Source organism: Thalassospira sp. MCCC 1A02898 (genome assembly GCF_001618185.1).
Classification (GTDB): Bacteria; Pseudomonadota; Alphaproteobacteria; order Rhodospirillales; family Thalassospiraceae; genus Thalassospira; species Thalassospira tepidiphila.
On the sequence record NZ_LPXK01000014.1, the window covers coordinates 21,267 to 47,100 of the forward strand.

Annotated in this window: 26 protein-coding genes; 9 read left to right on the plus strand and 17 right to left on the minus strand. The window is 54.6% G+C overall.

Features of this window, described 5'->3' with window-relative positions; translation table 11 throughout:
- The first annotated feature begins 75 nt into the window (after positions 1-75).
- Entirely contained in the window at positions 76-990 is a 915-nt protein-coding gene (locus AUQ41_RS19520; RefSeq protein ID WP_063090193.1) for a hypothetical protein, read from the plus strand.
- Positions 991-1,093: 103 nt separating this feature from the next.
- Here AUQ41_RS19520 and AUQ41_RS19525 read toward each other — a convergent pair whose 3' ends face one another.
- Complete coding sequence (locus AUQ41_RS19525) at positions 1,094-1,909, minus strand: hypothetical protein (RefSeq protein ID WP_063090195.1); 816 nt, start codon at positions 1,907-1,909, stop codon at positions 1,094-1,096.
- 248 nt (positions 1,910-2,157) lie between these two features.
- Between AUQ41_RS19525 and AUQ41_RS19530 the strand changes: the two genes are divergently transcribed.
- Genes AUQ41_RS19530 through AUQ41_RS19540 form a run of 3 tightly spaced genes read left to right on the plus strand, consistent with a single transcriptional unit; the run spans position 2,158 to position 4,910 of the window.
- Positions 2,158-3,276 (plus strand): zinc ABC transporter substrate-binding protein, encoded by a 1,119-nt coding sequence (locus AUQ41_RS19530; RefSeq protein WP_063090197.1) that lies wholly within the window; start codon positions 2,158-2,160, stop codon positions 3,274-3,276.
- Positions 3,236-3,931, plus strand: coding sequence for a DUF1007 family protein (locus AUQ41_RS19535; RefSeq protein ID WP_063090199.1), 696 nt, complete (start codon positions 3,236-3,238; stop codon positions 3,929-3,931). The genes AUQ41_RS19530 and AUQ41_RS19535 overlap by 41 nt, the downstream gene beginning before the upstream one ends.
- Positions 3,900-4,910: a nickel/cobalt transporter gene (locus AUQ41_RS19540; RefSeq protein ID WP_063090201.1), complete on the plus strand. Its 1,011-nt coding sequence runs from the start codon at positions 3,900-3,902 to the stop codon at positions 4,908-4,910. Before AUQ41_RS19535 ends, AUQ41_RS19540 begins: the two co-directional genes overlap by 32 nt.
- An 80-nt stretch (positions 4,911-4,990) precedes the next feature.
- On the opposite strand, the gene AUQ41_RS19545 is transcribed toward AUQ41_RS19540, so the two are convergent.
- The 4 genes from AUQ41_RS19545 to AUQ41_RS19560 form a co-directional block, all read right to left on the minus strand.
- Complete coding sequence (locus tag AUQ41_RS19545) at positions 4,991-5,437, minus strand: hypothetical protein (protein WP_120225230.1); 447 nt, start codon at positions 5,435-5,437, stop codon at positions 4,991-4,993.
- Positions 5,438-5,561: 124 nt separating this feature from the next.
- Complete coding sequence (locus tag AUQ41_RS19550) at positions 5,562-6,302, minus strand: anti-sigma factor domain-containing protein (RefSeq protein ID WP_063090203.1); 741 nt, start codon at positions 6,300-6,302, stop codon at positions 5,562-5,564.
- Positions 6,299-6,841 (minus strand): sigma-70 family RNA polymerase sigma factor, encoded by a 543-nt coding sequence (locus tag AUQ41_RS19555; protein WP_063090442.1) that lies wholly within the window; start codon positions 6,839-6,841, stop codon positions 6,299-6,301. The genes AUQ41_RS19550 and AUQ41_RS19555 overlap by 4 nt, the downstream gene beginning before the upstream one ends.
- A 175-nt stretch (positions 6,842-7,016) precedes the next feature.
- A complete protein-coding gene (locus tag AUQ41_RS19560) occupies positions 7,017-7,886 on the minus strand; it encodes a LysR family transcriptional regulator (RefSeq protein ID WP_008892128.1) in 870 nt (289 codons plus the stop codon).
- Positions 7,887-8,035: 149 nt separating this feature from the next.
- Here AUQ41_RS19560 and AUQ41_RS19565 point away from each other — a divergent pair, with 149 nt between their 5' ends.
- Positions 8,036-8,269, plus strand: a complete 234-nt coding sequence (locus AUQ41_RS19565) for a hypothetical protein (protein WP_063090204.1) — start codon at positions 8,036-8,038, stop codon at positions 8,267-8,269.
- Positions 8,270-8,378: 109 nt separating this feature from the next.
- On the opposite strand, the gene AUQ41_RS19570 is transcribed toward AUQ41_RS19565, so the two are convergent.
- The 10 genes from AUQ41_RS19570 to AUQ41_RS19615 all read right to left on the minus strand — a co-directional run bounded on the left by AUQ41_RS19570 (position 8,379) and on the right by AUQ41_RS19615 (position 20,263).
- Positions 8,379-9,020 carry a bifunctional 4-hydroxy-2-oxoglutarate aldolase/2-dehydro-3-deoxy-phosphogluconate aldolase gene (locus AUQ41_RS19570; protein ID WP_063090206.1) on the minus strand — a complete coding sequence of 214 codons (642 nt, stop codon included), beginning with the start codon at positions 9,018-9,020 and terminating at the stop codon, positions 8,379-8,381.
- A 21-nt stretch (positions 9,021-9,041) separates the two neighbouring features.
- A complete protein-coding gene (glk, locus tag AUQ41_RS19575) occupies positions 9,042-9,980 on the minus strand; it encodes a glucokinase (protein WP_063090208.1) in 939 nt (312 codons plus the stop codon).
- Positions 9,980-11,812, minus strand: a complete 1,833-nt coding sequence (gene edd, locus AUQ41_RS19580; RefSeq protein ID WP_008892135.1) for a phosphogluconate dehydratase — start codon at positions 11,810-11,812, stop codon at positions 9,980-9,982. The genes glk and edd overlap by 1 nt, the downstream gene beginning before the upstream one ends.
- Positions 11,813-11,817: 5 nt before the next feature.
- The gene (gene pgl / locus AUQ41_RS19585) at positions 11,818-12,537 is read right to left on the minus strand and encodes a 6-phosphogluconolactonase (protein ID WP_063090211.1); all 720 of its coding nucleotides are present in this window, start codon (positions 12,535-12,537) and stop codon (positions 11,818-11,820) included.
- Between the two features lie 73 nt (positions 12,538-12,610).
- Entirely contained in the window at positions 12,611-14,104 is a 1,494-nt protein-coding gene (zwf, locus tag AUQ41_RS19590; protein ID WP_063090213.1) for a glucose-6-phosphate dehydrogenase, read from the minus strand.
- 125 nt (positions 14,105-14,229) lie between these two features.
- A complete protein-coding gene (locus AUQ41_RS19595; protein WP_063090215.1) occupies positions 14,230-15,360 on the minus strand; it encodes an ABC transporter ATP-binding protein in 1,131 nt (376 codons plus the stop codon).
- Between the two features lie 26 nt (positions 15,361-15,386).
- Positions 15,387-17,018: an alpha-glucosidase gene (locus AUQ41_RS19600; RefSeq protein ID WP_063090217.1), complete on the minus strand. Its 1,632-nt coding sequence runs from the start codon at positions 17,016-17,018 to the stop codon at positions 15,387-15,389.
- Between the two features lie 38 nt (positions 17,019-17,056).
- A complete protein-coding gene (locus AUQ41_RS19605) occupies positions 17,057-17,896 on the minus strand; it encodes a carbohydrate ABC transporter permease (protein WP_083952911.1) in 840 nt (279 codons plus the stop codon).
- A 1-nt stretch (position 17,897) separates the two neighbouring features.
- On the minus strand, positions 17,898-18,821 hold the full coding sequence (locus AUQ41_RS19610) for a carbohydrate ABC transporter permease (protein WP_063090219.1): 924 nt from the start codon (positions 18,819-18,821) through the stop codon (positions 17,898-17,900).
- A gap of 167 nt (positions 18,822-18,988) precedes the next feature.
- Positions 18,989-20,263, minus strand: a complete 1,275-nt coding sequence (locus tag AUQ41_RS19615; protein ID WP_198155662.1) for an ABC transporter substrate-binding protein — start codon at positions 20,261-20,263, stop codon at positions 18,989-18,991.
- A 276-nt stretch (positions 20,264-20,539) separates the two neighbouring features.
- On the opposite strand from AUQ41_RS19615, the gene AUQ41_RS19625 reads away from it, so the two are divergent.
- The 3 genes from AUQ41_RS19625 (at position 20,540) to AUQ41_RS19630 (ending at position 23,906) form a co-directional block, all read left to right on the plus strand.
- Positions 20,540-21,529: an AraC family transcriptional regulator gene (locus tag AUQ41_RS19625; RefSeq protein ID WP_064790521.1), complete on the plus strand. Its 990-nt coding sequence runs from the start codon at positions 20,540-20,542 to the stop codon at positions 21,527-21,529.
- A gap of 252 nt (positions 21,530-21,781) precedes the next feature.
- A complete protein-coding gene (locus AUQ41_RS21305) occupies positions 21,782-21,913 on the plus strand; it encodes a hypothetical protein (protein ID WP_255356223.1) in 132 nt (43 codons plus the stop codon).
- 703 nt (positions 21,914-22,616) lie between these two features.
- Complete coding sequence (locus AUQ41_RS19630; RefSeq protein WP_008892138.1) at positions 22,617-23,906, plus strand: polyhydroxyalkanoate depolymerase; 1,290 nt, start codon at positions 22,617-22,619, stop codon at positions 23,904-23,906.
- A gap of 77 nt (positions 23,907-23,983) precedes the next feature.
- Here AUQ41_RS19630 and AUQ41_RS19635 read toward each other — a convergent pair whose 3' ends face one another.
- Entirely contained in the window at positions 23,984-24,367 is a 384-nt protein-coding gene (locus tag AUQ41_RS19635) for a hypothetical protein (RefSeq protein WP_063090224.1), read from the minus strand.
- A gap of 121 nt (positions 24,368-24,488) precedes the next feature.
- Here AUQ41_RS19635 and AUQ41_RS19640 point away from each other — a divergent pair, with 121 nt between their 5' ends.
- Positions 24,489-25,211, plus strand: coding sequence for an SDR family oxidoreductase (locus tag AUQ41_RS19640; RefSeq protein WP_063090226.1), 723 nt, complete (start codon positions 24,489-24,491; stop codon positions 25,209-25,211).
- Between the two features lie 7 nt (positions 25,212-25,218).
- Here AUQ41_RS19640 and AUQ41_RS19645 read toward each other — a convergent pair whose 3' ends face one another.
- Complete coding sequence (locus AUQ41_RS19645) at positions 25,219-25,833, minus strand: NUDIX domain-containing protein (RefSeq protein ID WP_063090228.1); 615 nt, start codon at positions 25,831-25,833, stop codon at positions 25,219-25,221.
- Between the last annotated feature and the right edge of the window lies 1 nt (position 25,834).

Consider the following 25,834-nt stretch of genomic DNA (forward strand, 5'->3'; position numbering starts at 1 on the left):
CAAAGGCATCGGCAAGACACAATATCAATTGATGGTCGCCATGCTTATTTCTCCGGGGGCTCTAGGAGCAACAGATTGCAAAACCGCTTTTGGGTATTGCTGATATCTGCCGTCATGTTTTCATTTACCGCCCCACCCGCACGGGGCGAAGAAATCGTGCGCATGGCCTTCCCAACCGGTGCGGTCGAGTTCTTCAAATACGAGTTCGGCGTTATCGAGCTTGCCCTTGACCACGCCGACGGCGACTTTCGGCTTGTGATCGAAGAATTCGACGGAATAACCCAGCCGCGCATCGGCTCAATGATGCAAGAGGGAAAGGTGGATGTCATGTTCACCGGTTACAGCCTCGAGCGAGAAGCAATGTTCTTGCAAGTTGACGTTCCGATGACGCGAGGCTTGCTGGGATATCGTGCGTTCATGACGCATAAGGAAAATCTCCCGGCTCTCAGTCAGGCGGACTCTCTGGAAGAATTGAAAAAATTCTGTATCGGCACCGGGACAGATTGGCCGGATGCCAGCATCATGGAGAAAAGCGGGTTTTGCGTTGATCGCGCACCACGTGATCAGCTTTGGCCGATGGTCGCCAATAAAAGATTTGATCTTCTCAGCCGTGCGGTGCACGAGGGCTATCGCGAAATTGATGTTATCAGCCGGGAATATCCCAACGTCGTTCTCAGCCCGTCACCCGTTCTGGCGTATCCGTTTGATCTGTTCCTTTACGTGAACCACAATAACCAACGACTGCACGCCATTTTGACGCAGGGACTTTCGCGGGCCTATAGCACAGGCGACTTCATGCGACACTTTTTGTCGAACCCGCATATTCGTCAGGCGCTCGAAACCCTGAAGGATCCTGACACCCATATTATCAAGATTGAAAATCCGGATATGAGCCAAAAGTCACGCGACATTGACCCCGCACTTTGGGAAAATATCGTGCAGCGGAAATATGATGATGACTTTGGCTATGAACCCAGAGATGAAATGTAAATCCGATATTTATCAATACGATATCTGATTTACTGCATATGCAGATTTTTCGTTCTCAAAACGGAATAATCTTATTTGGATCATGCAATGATCCTTAATTGGCTTAATGTTCCAGCCAATAACGGTGAATGTCGGCGCTGTTATTCTCTGTCATTTCCGGGTTACCAAGATCAATTATCCGCAAATCTGGATGGTCTTGCAGGAACCGGGTTGCATAGGCAATTCCGGGGTGTGCCTGGAAATATTTATCGATTGCGCCGTTTTCTGTCGCCGCCTGAAACCCTTGTTCGATCAGGTCATGAAGCGGTTTGCTGTCGCGACGAACATAAAAATAGAAATCATACGGATAGCGCACCAACAGGTTCTGATAAACCATCAGGCCATGCTGACTGAGCAGGTTCATGACGCTCTCTGTTCTGAGCTCATGAAGTGCCAGGTGCATGACATCGAACCGCCCGTTTTCGAGCATGGTATAAAGATTGTTCCCCGGCCCACCAACCACACACAGACCAGCATGTTCGAGAATGAGGGTATCAACCCAGGAGTTCCCGGACCCGATGCAGACACTTTTCAAATCATCTTGGCTTGCCACGTCATCAAGTGCTTCAAATGTGTCCTCACGGGTGATGAATAGCCGATATCCTTGCAGCCCCTTGGTCAGGGGATAATCGATTTGCAGCAAATCAGCCTCAGCTTCACGGCTATACCCGGCAAGGAGAACATTGACCTGACCTTCATCAAGCATGTTGAACATCCGCTTTTGCGACAGACCTTCCAGGGAAATAATTTCAAGGCTGTGATCACCGGGCGCGTATTGCAGTGCCAGTTCAAGCAAACCGGACTCAAAGGCAAAATGCGTTTCGCGACCAGCTGGCAAGGGCAGTGTAAGTGTTTCGGCAGCAACGGGCCGCACCAGCATTAGGGGAAGGACAACCACCCCGCACAAACATCTGAACAATGAAACCATTCCGCCTGCCACTATTCCCCGAAGTATCAGAAGCTTACCTATGCTGTTTCAGGTGGGGATTGCTGCGTCTGGAAACACCCCTTCTGGTATGAAAACACCTGAATCAGATCAGCCCTGGTCGTTTCTTCTTGACGATTTGTTATGTTATATCATAACAACACATATCGAATATCAAACCCATTGCAAACCGGATCACCCACATGCCTTCCTTGCGCCGAGCCCTCCGTCACATTGTATTTGCCGCCCCGATCCTTGTTGCCGCCCCGCTGACCGCGGCCGCCCATGGCGACGATGCCCCGAAAGTCGTGACCTCGATCAAGCCGATCCACGGCATCACGAGTGCCATCATGAAAGACATCGGGGAGCCGGTTCTGTTGATCGATGGCGCGTCTTCGCCGCATACCTATTCTTTGCGGCCAAGCGAGGCGCGTGCGCTAAACGATGCCGATCTGGTGATCTATGTTTCGCATGCGCTGGAAGGCTTCCTTGAAAAGCCGCTTGAAAGTCTTTCGGGCCATAGCCATCAGCTTGAACTGGTTTCCCTGTCGCAACTGTCACTGCGCAATATGCGCGAAGGCGGCACGTGGGAAGGTCACATGCATGATCATGAAGGTGACATGCATGATGATCATGAGGAGCATGACGATCATAACGACCATGCCCACGATGATGACCATGATCACGACCACGAAGCCGAACATGATCAGGCGGCACATGATGATCACGACCATGTGGCCGAACATGAAAAACATGATGATGACGACCATCATGACGTCACCGAACACCACGAACATGACGGTATCGACACGCATATCTGGATGGATCCGGCCAATGGCGCGACCATCGCGATTGCAATCGCCGATGAACTGGCCGAGATTGACCCCGAACATGCCGACGACTATCGCGCAAACCTGCAGACACTACTTGCAAGCCTGACCAACCTTGGTAATGATCTTCGGGCAAAAGTTGCACCGGTCCAGGACAAGCCCTATGTGGTCTTCCATGATGCCTATCAGTATCTCGAAGCCGGCCTTGGCCTGAACGCGGTCGGATCGATTACAGTTTCGCCAGATCAAAAGCCCGGAGCCAAACGCCTTCATGAAATCGAAGACAAAATCCATGATACCGGCGCTGTCTGCATATTTGCCGAACCGCAATTCCGCCCGGCAATCGTTCAGGCCGTCGTGTCTGACACTGGCATCCGGACCGGTACGCTTGACCCGCTTGGCTTTTACATTGCTGCGGGACCGACTGCCTATCAGGAAATTCTCGCACAAAATGTCGACGCACTTGTCGATTGCCTTGGCGACGCTTCGTAAGCGCACCGCAATGATTTTGGTTGCCGGCATGACGATGCTGGCAACCGCCCCTTCGGCATTTGCGCATCCACATGTCTGGATCGACGCGAATGCCGAATTCGTTTTTGAGAACGACAAGATTACCGCCATTCGCGTGCGCTGGCTGTTTGACGATCTGTTTAGCATGACCATGATCGACGAGTTCGACAAAAACCAGGACACCCGGTTCTTTGACGAAGAAAACACCGCCGTACACGACAATGCCTTTGCAGCCCTTTCCGAGTTTTCCTGGCTGACCCATCTGCGCAAGAACGAAGAACTGGTATCCTTTGCCGGTGCGACTGATTTTGTTGCCGATATCACCGATGACCGCCGGGTAAGCTATGACTTCAAGCTGATGCTCGAAACACCACTCGATCCAATCAAGGATGCCATCAGCCTGTCGGTCTATGATGCCGAATACTATATCGATGTCGCCTACACACAGGTCGATCCCGTCCTGTTTGTGGGGGCCAAAAACCTGTCCTGCCATTTCGAGATGAGCGAAGATGAAAAGAACCGCATCTATTTTGACCTGGTCGCGCCAATCCGTGCCGATGTTGTTTGCGCGGCCAAGGTGGCAGATAGCAGCAGTTCTGGCGGCCTTGCTCCTGGCGATTTCGTTCTCGTCGAATAATCCGGCAGCCGCACAATCATCAAACCTTCTGGGTCGCGGGGCAGCTGATAGCACCCAAAGCAGTCCTGCGCCCAATCCCGATGCCGACAACGTCGAAGACAGCCCGATTGCCCTGCCCGACTGGCTTTCAGACCTTATTGGCCAAACGGTGATCATTCAGACCAAACTCAATCGTGAAATCACCGCAACCCTCCGCGAAGCCAAGGACGGTGATAGCTTCTGGCCGGGCCTTGTTATTACTGCCCTGTCGTTTGGCTATGGCGTTTTTCACGCCGCGGGCCCCGGTCATGGCAAGATGATCACCACCACCTATTTCCTGTCGCGCGATGCCGGATGGAAACAGGGTGTGGCAATGGGCAGCCTGATTGCCGCCGTTCAGGCGGTTTCGGCCATCGTCATGGTCGGTGGACTGACCCTGATCCTTAATCTGGGCCCGGCAGCAGTCACCAAGAACGGCCTGATCATGGAGGCGGTTTCATACGCCCTGATTGCCGCCTTGGGCGCAGTGATGGCGCTTCGCATCCTGCAAGGCCGTGATGATTGTTGCGATCACCACGGACCGGGCGAGCATCATCATCATGCACATGATCATAGTCACGACCATGACCACAGCCACCACCACAACCATCACGATGCCCCGGCAGCTCAATCCAACTGGCAGATGATCTCAACCGGTGTTGTCGCAGGATTGCGACCCTGCACTGGATCGATCCTTGTGCTGCTGTTTACCTTGGCCAATGGCATGTTTCTGATCGGGATTGGCGCCGCCTTTGCCATGGCGCTGGGCGTTGCGATCACCATCAGCCTGATCGGACTGGCCGCCATCGGCATTCGCACAGGCACACAGCATCTGTTCAGCGTTTCGGAAACATCGTCGGGTATCATTCGCCGCACGGTCGGCTTTACCGGGGCTGCAATCATTACCCTGTTTGGTGTGATGCTGTTGCTGGCGTCGGCAAGACAGCTGGGCTGGCTTTGACCCGGACATAAAAACAGCCCGCAAGGGGGCACTTGCGGGCTGCAAACGATCGCGTCTATTTGGGTAAAAAGGCCTCTGCCTTACTGGGCAGATACAACTTTCATCACCAGTTTCCCGTCCGGCTTGATCGGGCCGTCTTCCTTGGCACCCAGGGTGTATTCGAAGACACCCGTTTTCATGCCACCGGCTTCGGAATGCACCATCAGCATCAACATTTCGCCGGACTTTACCGGTTCCTGCAGGATGGCGGATACATCCATGTTTTCACCCTTTTTAAGCGGTGCATAACCAACGACCGGCCCCGGCTTCATATCGCTGTTGGTGCGATGGACAACCAGCCAACCGTTTTCGCCCGCCATGATTTTCGATGCGGTCACCACGCCACCCGAAACATCCTGATCCATGGCTTCGACCATCGGACCCATTGCGTTTGCCGCACCGGCACCGCCGAATACAAAACCGGCACTCAGCATCATTGCCGTGATCACGCCGGTTGCTTTTGCCGTTGCTTTGGCTTTGAAGGTCATGTGAAGTCTCCTTTGCTTTTGATCTGGAACGCGCTGTTTTCTGCGCTCGCTCATGTCATGCGTTTCATCGCACACACAGAAGCTACGCAGCCAAATCAAACGGGTTTCAGCAAAGGTGATTTTTTTACTGAGAGACGGAAATCAGGCGCCCATGGATCGCAGGACCGGTTGGCTGACCGGTCGGAGAACCGCCTTCGGGCTCAAGGCTGATGCCAAACGTTGCATTGCGCAACATGGCCGGATCAAATCCGCCAAGCTGTTTGGTTGTCGGATTGGCGATGTTTTCAAGCAGGCCAAGCGATTTTGGTTTTGGCCCAGTTTCCTCGGTCACAATCCAAAGCTGATAGGTCTTGCCTTCGGGAACGGTCGCCTCGACCGGGCGAATGGTAACTTCGCGGGTTTCAAGATCGACACTCATGACAAAGGCCGGCTGCGTGTCATCCCGATGGAAAACGGCAACAAACTGCCCGTTCTGAACCGGGGAATTCAGATCGTTTGAAAGCACAACCACAATCAGACTGGCAGCAATCGCCGCAACCCCCAGCGCACTGGCACGCCACACGGCCAGTCGACGTTTGAGTTTGGCGAATTCCACCACACCCGGCACGTGCTGGCTGGCGGCTTGGCGCGTGGCCTGTGCGGCACCTTCGATCCGGGCACGAATACCGGCAAACAGATCGCGCGACGGGGCAACCGCATCATAATGGGCATTTAACGGCGACAGGCGCGCTTCCCAGTCAGAAATCGCGCGATCAAGTTCGGGTTCCTGGCTGCGACGTGTCTCAACGGATTGGCGTTGTGCGGGCTCAAGAGTCCCCAACACATATTCCGCCGCCAACATGTCAATATCATCCCGGTCCGTCATGTTCCCAGGCATTCCTTTAATTGTCTCAGGCTGCGATGCAGCCATGTCTTGATCGTTCCGACCGGTTGGGCAAAGCGTTCCGCCAGTTCGGCACGTGACCAGCCTTCGAGATAGGCCAGCTTTACGATCTGCTGGCGGTCGTCTTCGAGATCGTTCAGGCAACGGTCAAGTTGCCGCATCTCGTCTGCAACCGCCATCTGGTCAAATGCAGAGTCCGACGATATCAGCGTTTCAATATCTGCATCCTCTATATCGGCTTCCGGGCGTTGCCGCCGGACGATATCAATCGCCCGGTTGCGGGCAATGGTTGCCATCCATGTGATGATCGAGGCACGACCGGGTTCGAAATCCCCCGCCTTTTGCCAGATACGCACATAGATGTCCTGAAGGGCGTCCTCGCTCTCGGCGCGATTTCTCAAGATACGCAGGACGATACCGAAAAGTTTCGCTGATGTTGCATTATAAAGCTGTTCGAAGGCATCCGTATTGCCTTCGATCGACTGCCTCAGCAGGTTTTCCAAATCCCGGGTCGATGTCATACCCACCGCCACATGCATACAGGCCGCCAGACGTGCGGCTGTATGAAATAAACAAATACGGGATCGCGCATGATCCCGAGCCATAAATCATTACGCAGCCAGATAGCAACCTGATCAATTTTATTTCAAAGAAAACAACGCGTAGGGTTGCCTGCCTGCATGTCTGGTTTGCTGCTCAGACCTGATATTCCTCGGCGATATTGTTAGCCGCCTTGATCAGAGCATCCATAACAAGTCGCACGCCCGGCGATCGGCGCATATCCGGGTGCACCACCATCCACACACTTTCACGGCTGCGCCCTTCGACATCTGCGTGGATCAGTTCGAGTTCATCATCCCGATCACCAAAATAGCGCGGCAAAACGCCGACACCATGCCCGGCCGCAATGAACTGACGCACGGTTTCGGTGTCATCAGCGCGGAACCGACAGGGCAATTCACGATCAAGCACCGTGCGTACCCATTCCCGTTTGGACGCGCCATATGTGGTGTCCTCATAACCACAGAATTCCCAATCCATTTCCGGCACGCGATCCTTGTAACCAACCCCGCCATACAGCCCCACGCCCAGCTCAACCAGTTTGCGGGTAATCAGGCCCGGTTCACGCGGCGTGATCATGCGTACGGCGACATCGGCTTCGCGTCGCGCCAGATTGACGATATTGGCCGCGCCAATGATTTCGAATTCGAGTCCCTTATGCGCCTTGAGCAATCGGGCAAGGCGCGGCGCGAACAATACGCGCCCGGCAACCGGGGGCACGGAAATGCGCACAACCCCGTGGGCGGCTTCATCGCCCTTTGCCTGTCGCTCGAATGTCAGGGCTTCTTCTTCGACTCGTTCGGCCACAGGAACAAGGTTTCGACCCGCTGATGTCAGCTGCCACCCACGTGGCAATCGGTCAAAAAGTTTTGTGCCAAGATCACTTTCGAGCGCCTCGATCCGTCTCGCAACGGTGGTATGTTCTTTACGCAAACGTCGCGCTGCACCGGACAGGCTATTTTCTTCCGCAAGAACAAGGAAGTAGCGTAAATCATTCCAATTCATAGGCGTTATTTGGTCCCTTGGAATCTGTCAAAATCATCGTGCATTTTTGCACAGTAGCTATGCAAAACAAAGTAGTTCCCGTTTTATTTCGCATATGACATTTTCCGCCCATCGAAAGGCAAATCAACCGTAGATCACAGGAGGCCATCATGGCACACACGGTTTCCGCTGCACCGCAATTCAATGCTGCTACCGACCCGTTCGCGAAACGCATGCCGTTCGGATCGCTTCTGAGCAAGATCGCCAACAAGATCGGTAAGGCACGTGCACCCAAAGCCGCGAGCTACGGTTGGGATTCACTGAGCCATGCTGAACTTGCCGACCTTGGTCTGCAGCGCAAATTCAACGGTTCGACCTGGTATGTTGACCGCATTTCGCGCTAAGGCGTGATCGGGCGCGGCCCCCATATCGCCGCATGGACGACCCTGATAGAAAAAGGGACCCAACCGGGTCCCTTTTTCGCATTTCGGCTTTGGCTACTGAGCCCAAAACTCAGCCGCGCAGCGCATTGACCTTATCGGTGGCTTCCTGCGCAAGTTTGGTGATCTTGCCCCAGTCGCCTGCCTTGACCGCATCCTTGGGTGCAATCCACGAACCACCCACGGTGATGATGTTTGGCAGGGCCAGATAGTCGGCCAGATTGGACAGCGACACACCACCGGTCGGACAGAATGATACCTGCGGGATCGGGCCGGAAATGGCTTTGAGCATCGAAACACCGCCCTGCTGTTCAGCCGGGAAGAATTTCAGCGTGTCATAGCCATGATCAATCAGGTTCATGATTTCCGACGGTGTCCCGGCACCCGGAAGCAACGGGCATCCGGTATCCTTGGCTGCCTTAAGCAAACCTTCGGTATGGCCGGGCGACACGGCGAAGGCACATCCGATTTCGGCCATGCGTTCCATCTGTTTGGCATTGATCACGGTGCCCGCACCGGTAATCGCATCGGGCACCTCGGCGATGATGCGCTTGATGCTTTCTTCGGCCGCGGCACTCCGCAGGGTGATTTCAAGTACCGGCAGCCCACCGGCGACAAGCGCCTTGGCCAGCGGCACGGCATCGTTGGCGTCTTCGATAACCAGAACCGGAACGACCGGTGCCTTGGACAGAATTTCACGCGATGAAAGGCTCATTAACTTTCCTCCAGGTTTCGATTACGCCGTTAAAATCTTGGCGCAACCGATCAGGGCCGGGTATTTCGCCGTCATCAGGCGCACCGGCACATCATTCATCAAATCACGGAACCGCCCCTTGGCGATCATGCGCTCCTTGAGCGCGCTTTTCTTCATGTAATCAGTAATGCGCGGACCAATGCCGCCACCAATAAACACCCCGTCAAAGGCGCCGAGGGTCAAAACCAGATCCCCGGCAACCCCGCCAAGGAACATGCAAAACCGGTCCAGCACCTTAAGACACAAGGCGTCACCGTCTTTAAGGGCACCATCGACGATCTCTGCCGCTGTCTTGGGTTCGACATCAAGACCATCAATCGCGGCAAGCGCCCGATAGAGGTTTTCAAGCCCCATACCCGAAAGCACACGTTCGGCGGATACACGATCAAGTTCCTGGCCCAGGAATTTGACGATCTCGTAATCAAGATCATCAATCGCAGGCAGCGATACATGCCCGCCTTCACCCTGTATGGGTAACCATTTGCCTTCGTGTGGCAGCAGCCCCGATACGCCAAGACCGGTCCCTGCCCCGACCACAGCCAATGGCAAACCCGGACGTCCAGGACCATCAAACAACGTGATCAGGTCTTCGTCACCGAGATAGGGCACAGACATGGCAAGACCGGTAAAGTCATTGACCACAACAAGCCGATCCAGATTGAATTCGGCCTTGAGTGCTTCTTTCGAGAACACCCACGGATTGTTGGTGAACTTGACCGTATCAGCCATGGCGGGGCATGCCACCGCCACAGCAAACTCACGCAAGTCCGTGCAATCGGTTTTCGCCATGAAGTCCCGCATGGCATCGCCGATGGTGGCATATTCACGCACCGGCAATGTCATGGGTGTGTGGGGATCGCCAGCCTCATCCAGCCAGGCAAAGCGGGCATTGGTCCCGCCAATATCACCAACCAGCTGCATTACGCGACTTCAGCCTCCCCCGGGAAGGCCGCAGAGGCACCAAGTTCAGCCAGACCAACATGTTCGCGGAAGACACCAAACATCTCGCGGCCAAAGCCGTCCTGATGTTCGGCCTTATGGTCAAAGGTCGCAAAGTCACGCTTGGCCAATTCGGCGTCGGTGACATTGAGCAACAGCTCGCCGGTTTCGGCATCAAGACGGATGATATCGCCATCCTGAACCTTGGCGATCGGGCCGTTCATCATGCCTTCCGGCGTCACGTGAATGGCGGCCGGGACCTTGCCCGATGCGCCTGACATGCGACCATCGGTGACAAGGGCAACCTTGTAGCCAAGATCCTGCAAAACACCCAGTGGCGGGGTCAGTTTGTGCAGTTCCGGCATGCCGTTGGCTTTCGGCCCCTGGAAGCGGACAACACAGACGACGTCACGATGCAGTTTGCCCTCCTTGAAGGCATCCATCATTTCTTCCTGCGATGTAAACACCGCCGCCGGGGCTTCGATCACACGGTTTTCCGGCTTAACAGCCGAAACCTTGATCACGGAACGGCCCAGGTTACCCGAAAGCATGCGAAGGCCACCATCGGCACTGAATGCCTTTTCGGTCGGACGCAGGATTTCCTCGTCATGGCTGGTTTCCGGCGCATCACGCCACGAAAGCTTGCCATTATCCAGATACGGCTCAGTGCCATAGGCCGCCATGCCACCGGTATGAATCGTTTCAAGATCCGGGTGCAAAATACCGTTCTTGAGCAGATCGGAAATCACAAAGCCCATGCCACCTGCCGCATGGAAGTGGTTCACATCAGCCTGCCCGTTCGGATAAACGCGGCAAAGCAACGGCACAATGCGCGACAGCTCGTCAAAATCATCCCAGCGAAGCTCGATCCCGGCTGCACGCGCCATGGCCGGCAGATGCAGGGTATGGTTGGTCGAGCCACCGGTGGCCAGCAAGCCAACAATCCCGTTCACAAACGCCTTTTCATCAAGGATTTTGCCAATCGGGCGATAGTCATTGCCAAGCTTGGTGATGGCAAGCGCACGACGTGCGGCTTCTTCGGTCAGCGCATCGCGCAGATCGGTGTTCGGGTTAACGAACGCCGCCCCCGGAAGATGCAAGCCCATGACTTCCATCAGCATCTGGTTTGAGTTCGCAGTCCCATAGAAGGTGCAGGTGCCCGGGCTGTGATAAGACGCGGTTTCTGCTTCAAGCAGTTCCTTGCGGCCAACCTTGCCCTGGGCATAAAGCTGCCGGATGCGGGCCTTTTCATTATTCGGCAAGCCTGATGGCATCGGCCCCGCCGGGACAAACACCGCCGGGATATGGCCATAGGAAAGCGCGCCCATAACAAGACCCGGAACGATTTTATCGCAAACACCAAGGTAAAGGGCCGCATCAAACACATCATGCGACAATGACACGGCCGTCGACATGGCAATGACATCGCGCGAGAAAAGCGACAGTTCCATGCCCGGACGGCCCTGCGTCACGCCATCACACATCGCGGGAACACCACCGGCAACCTGTGCGGTGCCGCCGGCCTCAAACACGGCCTTTTTGATGCGGTCAGGGTAAACGCCCAACGGCTGATGGGCCGACAGCATATCGTTATAGGACGTCACAATACCAAGGTTTGCACCGTCTTCGCCGTTGATGCGTTGCTTTTCCGCAGCCCCGCAACCGGCCGAGGCATGGGCAAGGTTGCCACATGACAAGGCGGAGCGATGCGGGCGATCAGAGGCCGCTGCCTCGATCTTGGCAAGGTAGGCTTCGCGGGTTGGTTTGGAACGCTCGATAATGCGTTTTGTAATCTGTTCTATTTCACGTTTCATGGGGTTCAGCCTTTCGGGTTCTCGGCGCTCCACCACAGATCGACGGGGACATCGTTCTGTTGCAAGATTGCGCGAACCGGCATCTCTTCGATTTCCGTGCCGTTTTTCGCGGTTTCATAGGTCGACCATTTGGATTGTCCGGTAATATGGATGGCAATGTACCGGGAATTCAGGATGGCGGGCAAAGTCATGCTGATGCGCGGGACCGGGGATACAGTCGGGCGGGCAGCGGCGACCAGTTCGCCATGCTTGGGATAAAGCCCATTACCCAGGGCTTCGGGGGTTGAGGACGGGAAAAGCGATGCGGTATGACCATCATCCCCCATCCCCAAAAATACGATATCAAGCGGCCAGTGCATTTCCGTTCGCAAACGCGCGCTGACGGTTTCGACCGCGTCTTCCGGACTGTTATCGGCTGTTTTCAGCGACACAAAGCGGGCGTTCTGTGCTTCGTTGATAAACAGGTTATCGCGCACCAACTTTTCATTGGACTGATCATCATCAAGCCCGACCCAGCGATCATCGCCAAGGGTGACAATCACCTTTGACCAGTCAAGGCGCGCCTGTGAAAGGGTTTGAAACAGCGGCTTTGGAAAGCGTCCACCAGCGACCGCAATGCTGGCGTGTCCGCGGGTTGCGATGGCAAATTCCAGACGATCAACGGTTTCCTTGACCATTGCCGCAAGCATTTCATCGCCGCTTTTGAATGTGCGTTCGTTTGTCATGTCTTCTTCCCGAAGTTGGGGTCATGGCGAGTTTGCGCAAGGCCCCGGCACACAAGTACCGGGGTGCACAATGCTAGAACCCGGCCTCTTCGTTCCAGGTCCGGCCATCGCGTTCGATCAGGGCGATGGCAGCAGACGGGCCCCACGTTCCGGCGGTATATCCCTTGGGCGTGACATGATTGTTCTGCCACGCATCCTGAATAGCGTCGACCCACTGCCAGGCAATATCCTGTTCATCGCGGCGGACAAACAAGGTGTTGTTGCCATCAATCGCATCCAGCAAAAGACGCTCATAGGCATCGGGGCTTCGGCCACCAAACGCCTCGGCAAAGGACAGGTTGAGTGCCGTCGGACGCAAACGCACAAGCCCCGGTCCCGGGTTCTTGTTATTGAGCACAAGATGGATACCGTCATCAGGCTGCAGGCGCAGGACCAGCTTGTTGGCCTGATAGTTGGTCATGGATTTTGCCAGCGGGAAAATCTGGTGCGGGACGTCACGGAACTGAATGACGATTTCCGAATGACGCTTGGGCAAACGTTTGCCCGTGCGCAGATAGAACGGAACACCCGACCAGCGCCAGTTATCAAGCTCGGCCCGGATGGCGACAAAGGTTTCGGTGGTGCTGTCGGTATTGGCACCTTCCTCTTCGAGGTATCCCGGCACTTCCTTGCCACCCACAGCGCCCTTGCGGTACTGGCCGCGCACGGTGGAGCTATCGATGTTGCTATCATTGATCGGCTGAAGGGCTTTGAGCACCTTGACCTTCTCATCGCGGACCGCGTCCTGATCAAGGACATAGGGCGGCTCCATCGCGACAAGGCACAAAAGCTGCAACATATGGTTCTGCACCATATCGCGCATCGCACCGGCATCGTCATAATAGGACCAGCGGCCTTCGACCCCGACTTCCTCGCCGACCGTGATCTGCACGTGATCGATATGCGCACTGTTCCACAGCGGTTCGAACATCGCGTTGGCAAAGCGCAGGATCATCAGGTTCTGCACCGTTTCCTTGCCAAGATAGTGGTCGATACGGAAAATCTGGTTTTCCTCGAACACTTCACCAATCTGGCCGTTGATTTCACGGCAACTGTCAAGATCATGACCCAGCGGCTTTTCAAGCACGACACGGGAATTCGGCGTTACCAGACCGGCCTTTTTCAGATTAAACGCCATGTCGGCAAACAGCGATGGACTGGTAGAGAAATAAAAGACGCGATCACGATCAGGCTGATCGGACAGCTTTTCATACAGGACCTTGAACCCGCTTTCATCACCGGCAGAAACCTGCACATAGGCGATGCGGCTGGCGAACTTCGCCCAGGTCTCGGGTTCGAACTCGCCTTTGGGAATGAATTTCTTTCCGGCTTCTTCCAGCTTGGCCCGGAAATCTTCGTCGCTATGTTCGCTGCGCGATGCGCCAAAGATACGGGTCTCATCATCGAAACGCCCGGTGCGTTCCATTTCGTAGAGTGCGGGAAAAAGTTTACGTAACGCCAGATCTCCGGTCCCACCGAAAATCACGATATCCGCGATACGATGCTTAAGCCTTTGCCTTTGTTTCATTATGCCCTTAGCCTTCCAACGTTTCCTTCCCGTCGCCAAGGTGGGACCCTGGATCTTGCGATCCTGGCAGACAATCGGGGCACGGCATTTTGCCGTGGTGGCAATCCCGGCCTTTCCGGAACTGCCTATCTGGCAGACAGCTGCGCCGCAAGCGGAGCGTTATCGACCGCAAGCCGGCGTTTCGCCTTCCCATTCTGGTCGAACAAATAGCAATCCTGTACCCGGGCAGTTACCCCGACAGAGCTCCCTGATGCGATTGCCGTATCGCCAGCAACACGGGCAACAAAAAGCTCTTCGGCACCGGTCTGCACATAGACGAGGCCAGCCTCGCCCAAATGTTCAACCACATCGACCGTTCCTGCGAACAATGCTGTGTCCTGATCAGCAATGCTGCAATGTTCTGGCCTGACGCCCACTGTTACACGATCTCCTGTGGCAAGACCACTGCCATCAACGGGCAGATCGACGTCTTTACCAGAATCCAGTTTAACCGTAACAGTTTGTTGCGAAACGGCCCCAACAACCGCCGGAACGAAGTTCATTTTAGGCGATCCGATAAAGCCTGCAACAAATTGATTTTGCGGGTGATGATAAAGTTCCAGCGGGGATCCAACCTGCTCGACCCGACCGGCCCGCAAGACGACAATTTTATCGGCCATCGTCATCGCTTCGACCTGATCATGCGTCACATAAATCATCGTGGACTTCAATTTTTCATGAAGTTTTGTCAACTCGATGCGCATTTGCACACGCAGTGACGCGTCAAGGTTAGATAGCGGTTCATCAAATAGGAACACGCCAGGTTGGCGCACAATCGCACGCCCAATCGCGACACGCTGTCTTTGACCACCGGAAAGTTCCTTGGGCTTGCGGTCAAGAAGTTCTTCAAGCTGCAAGATCTTGGCCACCGCCATGACGCGTTCATGCTGCTCGCCCTTGGACTTTTTCGCCAGATCGAGCCCGAATGCCATGTTGTCAAACACCGACATGTGGGGATAAAGCGCGTAGGACTGAAACACCATCGCGACACCACGATCCTTGGGCGCGACATTATTAACGACCTTGCCGCCAATCGACAGTTCCCCGCCCGAGATATCCTCAAGCCCTGCGATCAGCCGCAGAAGCGTTGACTTTCCACACCCCGACGGGCCGACAAATACGCAGAACTCGCCATCGCGAATATCAAGGTTCACACCATGAATGACATGGACCGGCCCGAACCGCTTTTCGACCTGCTTTAAAACAACATCAGACATCTTAAACTTCCCTCAGACTTCTTTTGTTATATGGTCCCGAAATAAAAACCCCACCCCGGCAGCGTCAGGCGACTACCTGCAACTGTGCCGGTGGCAAACGGGCAGTTCGGTTCGGATTGTCCGGGCAGTGTGACTGCCACCGGATCAGGGGTGGTGTTGAACACGCAAATCGTGCGCACAACGCCAGACATACGGGCATAGGCAATGACATCACCGCCCAGATTTTCCAGCATCTCCATATCGCCATTGATGATTTCCGGATGGCTTTTGCGCCATGCCAGAAGATTGCGATAGAAATTCAGCAACGAGTTCGGATCGTCAGTTTCATCTGCCACTGAAAGTGCGCTGTGCTCTGGCGGAACCGGCAACCACGGCTGATCGCCAAAGGTAAATCCGCCATGTGGTGCATTGGCATTCAGCCACGGCATCGGCGTGCGGCAACCATCACGGCCCTTGAATTCCGGCCACATTTCAATGCCGTAGGGATCCTGAAGCAGTTCATAAGGTACAACTACTTCTTCAAGGCCAAGTTCTTCGCCCTGATAGATGCACGGGGTTCCACGCAGAGAGGTGTAAAGTGCCGGGATCATGCGCAAGCGCGCATCATTGTCTCCGCCCTTGTCCTTGCCCCAGCGGCTGGCAACGCGCATGAAGTCATGGTTGGACACTGCCCAGCATGGCCAGCCATCCCCCAGCACATCAAACACGTTTTTGAGCATATCCCGCACAAGCACGGTTTCAAGCGGGCTTTCAAGCAGGTTGATGGTGTAAGCCATGTGAAGCTTGTCCCCGCCTGAGGTGTATTCCGCCATGGTCGCAAGCGAATTGTCCGAGCCGATTTCACCCACCGTCGTACTGCCGGGATATTTATCCATTACCGCGCGCAGCTTTTGCAGGAAGGCTATATTTTCCGGGCGCGTCTTGTCATAGACATGCATCTGGCGCGTATAGGGGTTTTCCTTTGGTGCACCTTCCGGGCGATGTGTGCCCGGAACCCATGGCGGGTTATCACGCAACTCCGCGTCATGAACATAGAAGTTCGCCGTATCAAGCCGGAACCCGTCCACCCCGCGCCGCAGCCAGAATTCGACATCATCAAGCAACTGCGCCTGCACATCCGGGTTATGGAAATTCAGATCCGGCTGACTGACCAGGAAGTTATGCATGTAATATTGCTGGCGCGTGGTATCGAACTTCCACGCCGACCCGCCAAAGATCGACAGCCAGTTATTGGGCGGCGTGCCATCGGGTTTTGGGTCGGCCCAGACATACCAGTCGGCTTTGGGGTTATCACGCGATGAACGGCTTTCCTTGAACCAGTCATGCTGATCCGAGCTGTGTGACAGTACCTGATCAATCGTGACCCGCAGGCCCAAGTCATGGGCGCGTTCAACCAGATGATCGAAATCGGCCAGCGTGCCAAACATAGGATCGACATCACGATAATCGGCCACATCATAACCGAAATCCTTCATCGGCGAGGTAAAGAACGGCGACAGCCAGATCCCGTCCACACCAAGCGACGCGACATATTCCAGTTTTTGGGTCACCCCCGGCAGATCGCCGATCCCGTCACCGTTGGAATCAAAGAAACTGCGCGGATAGATTTGATACAGGACGCCACCGCGCCACCAGTTTTGATCACCGGCCAAAGCCATTTTTGATCACCTTCAAGTCAATTTGGGACGAGATCGCATCAACCTTTGACAGCGCCAGCCGTCAGGCCGGAAACGATGCGACGTTGGAAAATCAGAACCAGAACAATCAGTGGAACCGTCACGATGACCGATGCCGCCATGATATTGCCCCAGGGCATTTCAAACTGGCTGGCACCTGAAATCAGGGCGATGGCGACCGGCACGGTGCGCTGTTCATTGGTCAGGGTAAAGGTCAGGGCAAACAGGAACTCGTTCCAAGCCATGATGAAGGCCAGAAGCCCGGTGGTTACCATGGCCGGCCACATGACGGGCAGGAACACCCGGGTGATCACCGTCCACGGGCTGGCGCCGTCCATGACAGCCGCTTCTTCGAGTTCGCGGGGCAGTTCGCGCATGAATGCTGTCAGGATCCAGACCGTGAATGGCAAGGTCAGCATCATGTAGGAAATCGCCAAACCGAACATGCTGTTATAAAGCCCGACCGCGCGGATCAGCTCAAACATGCCCGACAGAACAGCCACCTGCGGGAACATCGACACCGACAAAATGGTGATCAGCAGCAACCCACGTCCGGCGAACTTGACGCGCGCCAGCGCATAGGATGCCGTTACCCCCATCAGAAGGGAAAGAGCAACCACCAGTACGCTGACAAAGATCGAATTGAAGATATTCCGCCCGAACGGCTGGCCTTCGAAGACTGACAGATAGTTCGCGAAGCTGAAGCTTTCGGGCAGATAATTGACTTCAAACAGGGCCGATCCGGTTTCGAACGCGGTCAGGATCGCATAGTAAAACGGGAACACCGCAAACAGGACGATCACACCGACCAGCAAATAGAAACCGGCCTTTTTGACGATGTCATTAAAGGTCATATCCATCTTAGTGCCCCCCTTCATCAAGGCGCACACGGCCAATCATGATATAAGCCATGATGCAAAACGCGATTACCAGGAAGAGCAAAGTGGATGCGGCAGAGCCATATCCGACTTCCTGAAAATCGACCAATATCTGTCGGGCATATACCGACATGGTCATGGTGTTGGGATTGTTCGGCGTCAGCACGTAAATCACGTCAAACACCCTAAGAGCATCAAGCGCACGGAAGATAACCGCAACCATCAGGGCTGGCTTGATCAGCGGCAAGGTCACCTTTAAGAACACCTTGACCGGGTGAATGCCATCGACCTTGGCGGCTTCGTAACAGTCACTTGGCAACATCTGAAGGGCTGCGAGTGTCAAAAGCGCCATAAATGGCGTGGTTTTCCAGACATCGACCATGATGACGGCGGCCATCGCCATTTGCGGATTGGCCGTCCACGCGATCGGTGCGTCGATAAAGCCAAGGGCAATGAACAGGTCATTGATGATGCCGAACTGATCATGAAGCATCCAGTTCCACATCTTGGCTGACACAATCGTCGGAATTGCCCACGGAATCAAAACAGCGGCACGGACAAGCGCGCGGCCCTTGAATTCCTGATTGAGGACAAGGGCAACAATGATGCCCAGAAACGTCTCAAGCGAGACCGAAATCACCGAGAAATAAATCGTGTTCCAGACCGCCTGCCACCATTCCGGGTCGGCCAAAAGCCCGAATGTCTCGCCGTCATAAACGGCATAAAAATTCTCAAACCCGATAAAGCCGTAGCTGCCAAGATCAGAAAGATTTGCATCGGTAAAGCCGAAGATAAACGTTCGAAGCAAGGGCCAGCCTGCCACTGCGGCCAGAATGACCAGCATCGGGGTCAGAAATAACCAAGCCGAACGCCGTCTTGAACGTGTCAGGGACGAAACCTGCGCCATGTTACTGCTCTTGATATTGAAGTCAGACGGAGCAATGCCCGTCAGTCACCCGGCTTGCCGTTTTCCGATGTTAACAGCCGCCACTTCGGATGCGTTCATCACGGCAAACCGGCATTGTGTCCGCCGGCGGGGCATCGTGTTTTGACGCCCCGCTCGACGGATGGGCGTTACCAACCGGAACGCTTGATGCGTTTAAGGCTACGTTCAAGCCCGGTAAGGGCCTCATCAGCAGTCTGGTTGCCAGAAAGGGCGCCATGAACAGCCTGCCAGAACTCGCTTGAAACCTTGTTATAGTTTGAACCGGTCACAGTTGACGGACGCGGTGCGGCATTGACAAAGGTGTCATAAAGATCGCCAAAGAACGGGTTGGCCGAAAGAACTTCTTCGTCCTGATAAAGATCGGCAATCGTCGGGTTATAGGACCCTTTGATGGCACGGCGTTTCTGTTCCTCATAGGAGGTCAGGAACTTCACAAGGTCTGCGGCCAGTTCAGGGTTTTCGGAATATTTGGACACTGAGAGCTGCCAACCGCCAAGGGCTGCTGCCGAACGGCCATCTTCACCACCCTTTGGCAGGGCAGCGACGCCGACCTTGCCCTTGACTGGGCTGTCAGCAGAGTTTGCCAGCGACCAAGCATAAGGCCAGTTGCGCATGAAAACCGAGTTGCCCGACTGGAACACACCACGTGCTTCTTCTTCGGCATAACCAAGGACGCCTTCCGGCGAAATCGTACCTACCCAGCCCGCAGCAGTGCGGATGGCTTCCTTGGCGGCATCGTTATTGATCGAAATGTCGCCATTTGGCTCAACAACCGATCCACCGTTATAGGAAACAACCCATTCCAGCGCGTCGCAGGTCAGACCTTCATACGCACGGCCCTGGAACACATGGCCCCACATCTTGTCGTTGCCAGCCTTGCGTTCGCCTTCTTGAATTTTCTGGGCAGTCGCGGTCAGTTGTTCCCAGGTTTCAGGAACGGGCTCACCGTACTTTTCCAGAAGATCCTTACGGTAATAAAGAACACCTGCATCGGTGTACCACGGCATCGCAACCAGACGATCTTCGAAGGTGTTGTTGGCAACAATGGCTTCAAAGTGTGCTTTGGCCTCTTCGGGCATATGATCGTTCAGATCAATGAAGTGATTGCCAAGAATACCCGGCCAGATCACATCGATCTGAAACACGTCGATATCGGCTGACCCGGCAGCCAGAATTTGCTGGTAAAGGGCCAGACGTTCCGTGGTGGAGTTCGGAGTGGAAATTACCGAAACCTCGTTACCGGTTTTGGCCGCCCAAGCATCGACACCTTCCTGACACAACGCAAGTTCCTGCCCAACCGCGCCACACGAAATCGAGATTTTGGCTGCATGTGCCGACCCGGCGATGGTGATGGCTGCGCCAAAGACGCCCGCAGTCGCGAGCAACTTTTTCATCAAGGTCATGGAGACCTCCCTATATTGATGTTTGTTTTCCATGCAGCCTTTTGGCGGCTGCCTTGTTTGTTCTTACTGGACGTATTTCTGTGCAGGATGGGTTCCGCGCCAGAACCCCAGTCGCACTATCCGGCTACAATCAATTCGGATTTTGCTTTCCCGGCGCGGAACCATCCGATTGAAAAAGGATACGCCTGATATGACCTTTTCAAAGTGTCATATCCTTCAAAGGATGATACTATTCTGCAAATTCAACGCCAATAGTCCTACAATTGACGGGTTAAAATGCGAATCATCCAGGAACGAATTACCAATCCAGATGGGTATAGCTGGGGTTATTTCCATTATGTCTGGGATGATTTCCGTTGTAATTGGCACCAGCACCCGGAATATGAAATGACCCTGACGCTCAACGCCAAAGGATCGCGTCTGATTGGTGATCATCGTCAGGATTTTGATGGTATCGACTTTGCCATGGTCGGCCCCAACCTGCCCCATTTGTGGGAATGCAAACGTATCGACCCGTCCCGCCCGATTGAAGTTTATGTCATGTGGCTGTCTCAGGAATGGGTGCAGAACCTGACCCATGACTTTGTCGAATTTGCCGACTTCCACGAATTGTTTGATCGGGCACGCCGTGGTCTTTCCTTTACCGAGGACGCGGTTGCCAAGGTAGAGAGTATCTGTCCCAAGCTTGATAGTGCCAAACCACGCGCACGCTTCATCCTGATGATTGAGATGCTGGAAACCCTTCTGGCCGGGATTGACCGCCCCCTGGCATCCGCCAATTTCCGGGGCGAGGCTGGTCATAACAGTGAATCGATCCGGGTTGACCGCGCCCTTGCCTTCATCCATGCCCATCACGCTGAACCGCTGCGCGTTTCTGCCCTGGCAGATGTCGCGGGTGTAAGTGAAAGCAGCTTCTATCGTCTGTTCAAACGCTATACCGGGCGCAGCGTGGTGGAATATTTGAACGAATACCGCATATCGCGGGCGTGCGTTCAGTTGTCACGCACCGATCTGCCGATTTACCAGATTGCGGAAAATAACGGCTTTCCCAACCTGTCCAACTTCAATCGTCGCTTCCGGCAATATCGCGGCAAATCGGCCAATGCCTATCGCGAGAATATCCGCGTTCACGGCCAGTTCCCCGATCATCCGCCGACGCCGGCCGCAGTCGCAGGTGCCGTTCCCGCCCGACCGCTTCCAAGCGAAGTTGATGGCATCCCGTCACGCACAGCCATCCCGGCTGCAACGATTGATGCTGCCGAGTAAAAGAACATCGGCGTTCTTTTTATCAAGACTCGCGTAAAGGCATTGTTTTCTGCGGACTTCACTAAACCCGAGTCCCATCCTTTAACGTGAATGTTCTCATTCTCACCCAAAAATGAGAACATTTGAGAACATCACATTTATATTTAATATCAAATACTTAATATAGATATCGTCATTTTGTTCCAATTTTGTTCTTGCGAGAACAAAATCAGAACAGTATGGTTCCTCCAGACAGATTGAGGAGGACACACCATGCTGAAACTGATCGAAAACCCGACCCGCTTAAACGAGCTTTGCAGCACAGTCGCTGTTGTCGGCAGCACAGGATTTTTCCTGTTTGTGATCGGACTTGGCATGGCCCAAACCCTTCGCGGTCTTGTCTAGGAATTCCCAACACACGTTATTTGTGTTTCTGAGGCCCGGACCATAAGCCACCCAGCTTTTGTCCATCACGGGCGTCTGACCGGCAGGCAACCCCGCACCCAAACCCTGTCCCGCCTGTCGGTCAGACCTTCCCTACGCCCGGTCTTCCCCATGGGGCCTCATGGACCGCAATAATGCTTTCCGCATACTCCGCCTACTGGCGCCGCTATTTCCCCAATAGCGGCGCTTTTTTTTTGGTTTGCACGTACCCGGTACCAGATTGCCCCCCAACAAAAAACATGAGCCTTCCTCACATTCATCTCATCAATCGCCTGCCAAGAACCAACGCTACATGCCAAAAACTTTTTATTGCATCGCAACAGTTTACGCTGCATTGCAAAATTTCACTCGACAAACCGGCAAAATTTCGTTTGAATCAGGGTGAAAAAAGATAATTCGTCATTTCCTCATACTTTATGGCTATTGCTTGTCTGCGGAACTCAAGTAGGCTTTGAAGCAACAATTGGATTTCAGAACGCTGATCCCCAGATATTGAGCAACGGGCGTCAGATCGGACAACGGAAATTATTCGTCCCGACCGGAATTCTGAAAAAAGCCAGATTACGCGCGCAGCTACGCTGTGCGCGGATAAAACAGGGTGAAATGCCGTAAACCAGGTCGGTGACCACTTAAACCTTTGTCGGTCACCCGGGAGTGAGAATAAATGCTGTATCACCTTTATGAATTGCAGCACGCCACAATAAGCCCGCTTCGCATGGCTGCTGATGCCAGCAAGAAGTGGCTGCGCAATCCGGCCAATCCAATGTCCTATACCCATCAGGGTCGGGCAGCGGCCGCAGCGTGTGACGTGTTCACGCATATTACCCATCGTTACGGCAAACCGGAATTCGGTCTGGACACGACGGTGATCAACGGTGAAACCGTGCCGGTCACCGAAGAAATCGTCCACAGCGAAGCTTTTTGCAACCTGTTGCATTTCAAGCGCGAAACCGACCATCTGAAAACGCAGCCCGATGACCCGCGCCTGTTGATTGTGGCACCGCTTTCCGGGCACTTTTCAACGCTTCTGCGCGGCACGGTCGAAGCACTTCTGCCCGATCATGATGTCTATATCACCGACTGGATTGACGCCCGCCTGGTGCCCGTCCACCTTGGCCACTTCGATCTTGATAGCTATATCGATTATCTGATGCGCTTCCTGCGCAAGCTTGGCCCGAACACCCACATGATGGCCGTTTGCCAGCCATCTGTTCCGGTGGTTGCCGCAGCGTCTCTGATGGCGGCAGGCAACGAAGCCTGCCAGCCGGCATCGATGACGCTGATGGGGGGCCCGATTGATACCCGCGAAAACCCGACCGAGGTCAACAAGTTCGCCAAGCAGCACACCCTTGACTGGTTTGAGCAGCATGTGATTTCCCACGTGCCCCTGCCGCATGCGGGTGTGATGCGGCGTGTGTACCCAGGCTTTATGCAGCTTGCAGGCTTCATGAGCATGAATTGGGATCGTCACGTTTCCGCCCATCACGACATGTTCAATCATCTTGTCGAAGGTGACGGCGAAAGTGCCGATGCCAAGCGTCATTTCTATCAGGAATATCTGGCGGTCATGGATATGACGGCCGAGTTTTACCTGCAGACGCTGAAGGTCGTATTCCACGAACACAGCCTGCCCGAAGGTACGATGCGCTGGCAGGGTGTTCCGGTTGATCCATCCGCCATCACCAAAACGGCCCTTCTGACCGTTGAAGGTGAACGTGATGACATTACCGGCATGGGACAGACCCGCGCGGCCCACAAGCTGACCACCAATCTGCCTGACAATATGCGCATGCATCACCTGCAGCAGGGTGTCGGCCATTACGGCGTCTTTAATGGACGTCGCTGGCGTGAACAGATCAGCCCGCGGATCAAGGAATTCATCCGCCGTCACGATCACGAAGGCAAAGGTGCGCGCAGCGCCCCCAACGTCACGCATATCAACGCGGCCGAATAACGCACGCAGTGATCAAAATTTAAAAAGCCGCCTGTTCCAAAGCAGGCGGCTTTTTCTGTGCTCACATCTGATTGTGATCACACATATTTTGGATCCACATGGCCATTATCGACCGAGCCGCCGTAGGTCCCATCACCCAAGGCGTATTGTTCGACCGGTTTAAGGTTGGCAACAAGATGTTTAAGCACGCCCGATGCACTGGCTTCCCAGGCACTGATGGCCCCTATGATCACTGGATTTGCAGCACCATCAAGCAATGCAATCGCCGCATCCACATCATCATCGGTCACCGCATTGCTGTCATCGCGCAGTGGCAGATGCACACCAATCACCTTACCATCCTTAACCCCCATCAACCCGATGCACGATGTAAACTTTGTGAACATGATCGTGTCGGCCTTCGCCCATTGCAGCTCTGCGACGGCCTGTGCATTCTGGGCCTCAGTATAAGCAAACGCCATTTTGATATCCTCTCTGCTTGTGACCAAATAGCGTTCGAAGACGCACCGTCCCAACACATGTGAACCGCCTGCCCCGCCAAACCGTAATCAAAACATCCATCACAGAACCGAGCCCACCGACATGAGCAACCCGCCCGCATTTGACAGCTTCCCCCAAGATGGATTTGCCGTGGTCTGTGGCGCAACAGGCGGCATCGGAAAGGCCTTTGTCGATCATTTGCAGGCCAGCGGGCGGTTTTCCGGGGTGATCGCGCTTTCGCGATCCAACAGCCCTGCCCTTGATTTTGATCGCCCTGAAACCGTCGCCGAATGCGCGGATTATGTCAAAACGCTTGGTGGCGAAGTGCGCCTGATCATTGATGCCACCGGATATCTGCATGACGAGAATTTCCAGCCGGAAAAATCCCTGCGTCAGATTGATGCCGACTACATGGCCAAGCAGTTTCAGATCAACGCGATCGGACCGGCGCTTTTGATGAAGCATTTCTGCCCAATGCTGCCGCGATCAGGCAAATCGGTGTTTGCCACCCTGTCGGCCAAAGTTGGCAGTATCGGGGATAATCGCATGGGGGGCTGGTACGGATACCGTGCGGCCAAGGCAGCACTTAATCAGCTGGTTAAATGCACCGCGATTGAAATCGGGCGGAACAAGCGTGATTGCGTTTGTGTGGCCCTTCACCCCGGCACGGTCGATACCGGGCTTTCCGGCCCGTTTGCCAAATCGGGACTGAAAGTACAAAGCCCGGTCGAGGCGACGGCCAATATGCTGAACGTCATTGATCAGCTAGATGCCCCGCAATCGGGCGGGTTCTTTGCCTATGACGGTACAGCGCTGCCTTGGTGAGGCGGGCTTAATCAAACAGCTTGGTCAGAAGGGCGTGCTGTAACAGGATCACGGTCTTGGCATCGCGGATACGACCATCAGCCATCATCGGAATGATGTCGTCAAAGCCGATCTCAAGCACATGGATATCCTCGCCCTCCTCGTGCAGGCCACCACCATCCCCTTCGCGGTGATCGCGGGTGACTTCGGCAACGAACAAATGCAAACGTTCGGTGACGGATCCCGGGCTCATGAACAGGTCAAAGACCTGGCGGGGCTTTCCGATCTTATAGCCGGTTTCTTCTTCGACCTCGGCAATGACGGCTGCCGCCGGATCACGATCATCAAGCACACCCGCCGGCACTTCGATCAACATGCCGTCTTCGTTGCCATTGACAAAGCTTGGCAGGCGAAACTGTCGGGTAAGGATCACTGTGCGGTCCGTGCGGTTATAAAGCAGGATGCCCGCGCCATTGCCACGCTCATAAGCTTCGCGCGTCTGGCTTTGCCACGATCCATCTGATCGTTTCAGATCAAAGCTGACGCGATAAAGCCGATACCAGTTGTCCGACAGACATTCGATATCACTGACACGGATGTGATCCTGATCGGGAAGAGACCAGCCTTTGGGCAGATCGAACATG

Coding starts and splice junctions, on each gene's coding strand:
- AUQ41_RS19610 (WP_063090219.1), bottom strand. CDS start 18,821: ATGGCGCAGGTTTCGTCCCTGACACGTTCAAGACGGCGTTCGGCTTGG.
- AUQ41_RS19595 (WP_063090215.1), bottom strand. CDS start 15,360: ATGTCTGATGTTGTTTTAAAGCAGGTCGAAAAGCGGTTCGGGCCGGTC.
- AUQ41_RS19605 (WP_083952911.1), bottom strand. CDS start 17,896: ATGGATATGACCTTTAATGACATCGTCAAAAAGGCCGGTTTCTATTTG.
- AUQ41_RS19645 (WP_063090228.1), bottom strand. CDS start 25,833: ATGTTCGATCTGCCCAAAGGCTGGTCTCTTCCCGATCAGGATCACATC.
- zwf (WP_063090213.1), bottom strand. CDS start 14,104: ATGAAACAAAGGCAAAGGCTTAAGCATCGTATCGCGGATATCGTGATT.
- AUQ41_RS21305 (WP_255356223.1), top strand. CDS start 21,782: ATGCTGAAACTGATCGAAAACCCGACCCGCTTAAACGAGCTTTGCAGC.
- AUQ41_RS19600 (WP_063090217.1), bottom strand. CDS start 17,018: ATGGCTTTGGCCGGTGATCAAAACTGGTGGCGCGGTGGCGTCCTGTAT.
- AUQ41_RS19525 (WP_063090195.1), bottom strand. CDS start 1,909: ATGCTGGTGCGGCCCGTTGCTGCCGAAACACTTACACTGCCCTTGCCA.
- pgl (WP_063090211.1), bottom strand. CDS start 12,537: ATGACAAACGAACGCACATTCAAAAGCGGCGATGAAATGCTTGCGGCA.
- AUQ41_RS19640 (WP_063090226.1), top strand. CDS start 24,489: ATGAGCAACCCGCCCGCATTTGACAGCTTCCCCCAAGATGGATTTGCC.
- AUQ41_RS19615 (WP_198155662.1), bottom strand. CDS start 20,263: ATGACCTTGATGAAAAAGTTGCTCGCGACTGCGGGCGTCTTTGGCGCA.
- AUQ41_RS19630 (WP_008892138.1), top strand. CDS start 22,617: ATGCTGTATCACCTTTATGAATTGCAGCACGCCACAATAAGCCCGCTT.
- AUQ41_RS19570 (WP_063090206.1), bottom strand. CDS start 9,020: ATGAGCCTTTCATCGCGTGAAATTCTGTCCAAGGCACCGGTCGTTCCG.
- AUQ41_RS19535 (WP_063090199.1), top strand. CDS start 3,236: ATGTCGACGCACTTGTCGATTGCCTTGGCGACGCTTCGTAAGCGCACC.
- edd (WP_008892135.1), bottom strand. CDS start 11,812: ATGAAACGTGAAATAGAACAGATTACAAAACGCATTATCGAGCGTTCC.
- AUQ41_RS19565 (WP_063090204.1), top strand. CDS start 8,036: ATGGCACACACGGTTTCCGCTGCACCGCAATTCAATGCTGCTACCGAC.
- AUQ41_RS19550 (WP_063090203.1), bottom strand. CDS start 6,302: ATGACGGACCGGGATGATATTGACATGTTGGCGGCGGAATATGTGTTG.
- AUQ41_RS19560 (WP_008892128.1), bottom strand. CDS start 7,886: ATGAATTGGAATGATTTACGCTACTTCCTTGTTCTTGCGGAAGAAAAT.
- AUQ41_RS19635 (WP_063090224.1), bottom strand. CDS start 24,367: ATGGCGTTTGCTTATACTGAGGCCCAGAATGCACAGGCCGTCGCAGAG.
- AUQ41_RS19625 (WP_064790521.1), top strand. CDS start 20,540: ATGCGAATCATCCAGGAACGAATTACCAATCCAGATGGGTATAGCTGG.
- AUQ41_RS19545 (WP_120225230.1), bottom strand. CDS start 5,437: ATGACCTTCAAAGCCAAAGCAACGGCAAAAGCAACCGGCGTGATCACG.
- AUQ41_RS19555 (WP_063090442.1), bottom strand. CDS start 6,841: ATGACATCGACCCGGGATTTGGAAAACCTGCTGAGGCAGTCGATCGAA.
- AUQ41_RS19530 (WP_063090197.1), top strand. CDS start 2,158: ATGCCTTCCTTGCGCCGAGCCCTCCGTCACATTGTATTTGCCGCCCCG.
- glk (WP_063090208.1), bottom strand. CDS start 9,980: ATGCAGCTGGTTGGTGATATTGGCGGGACCAATGCCCGCTTTGCCTGG.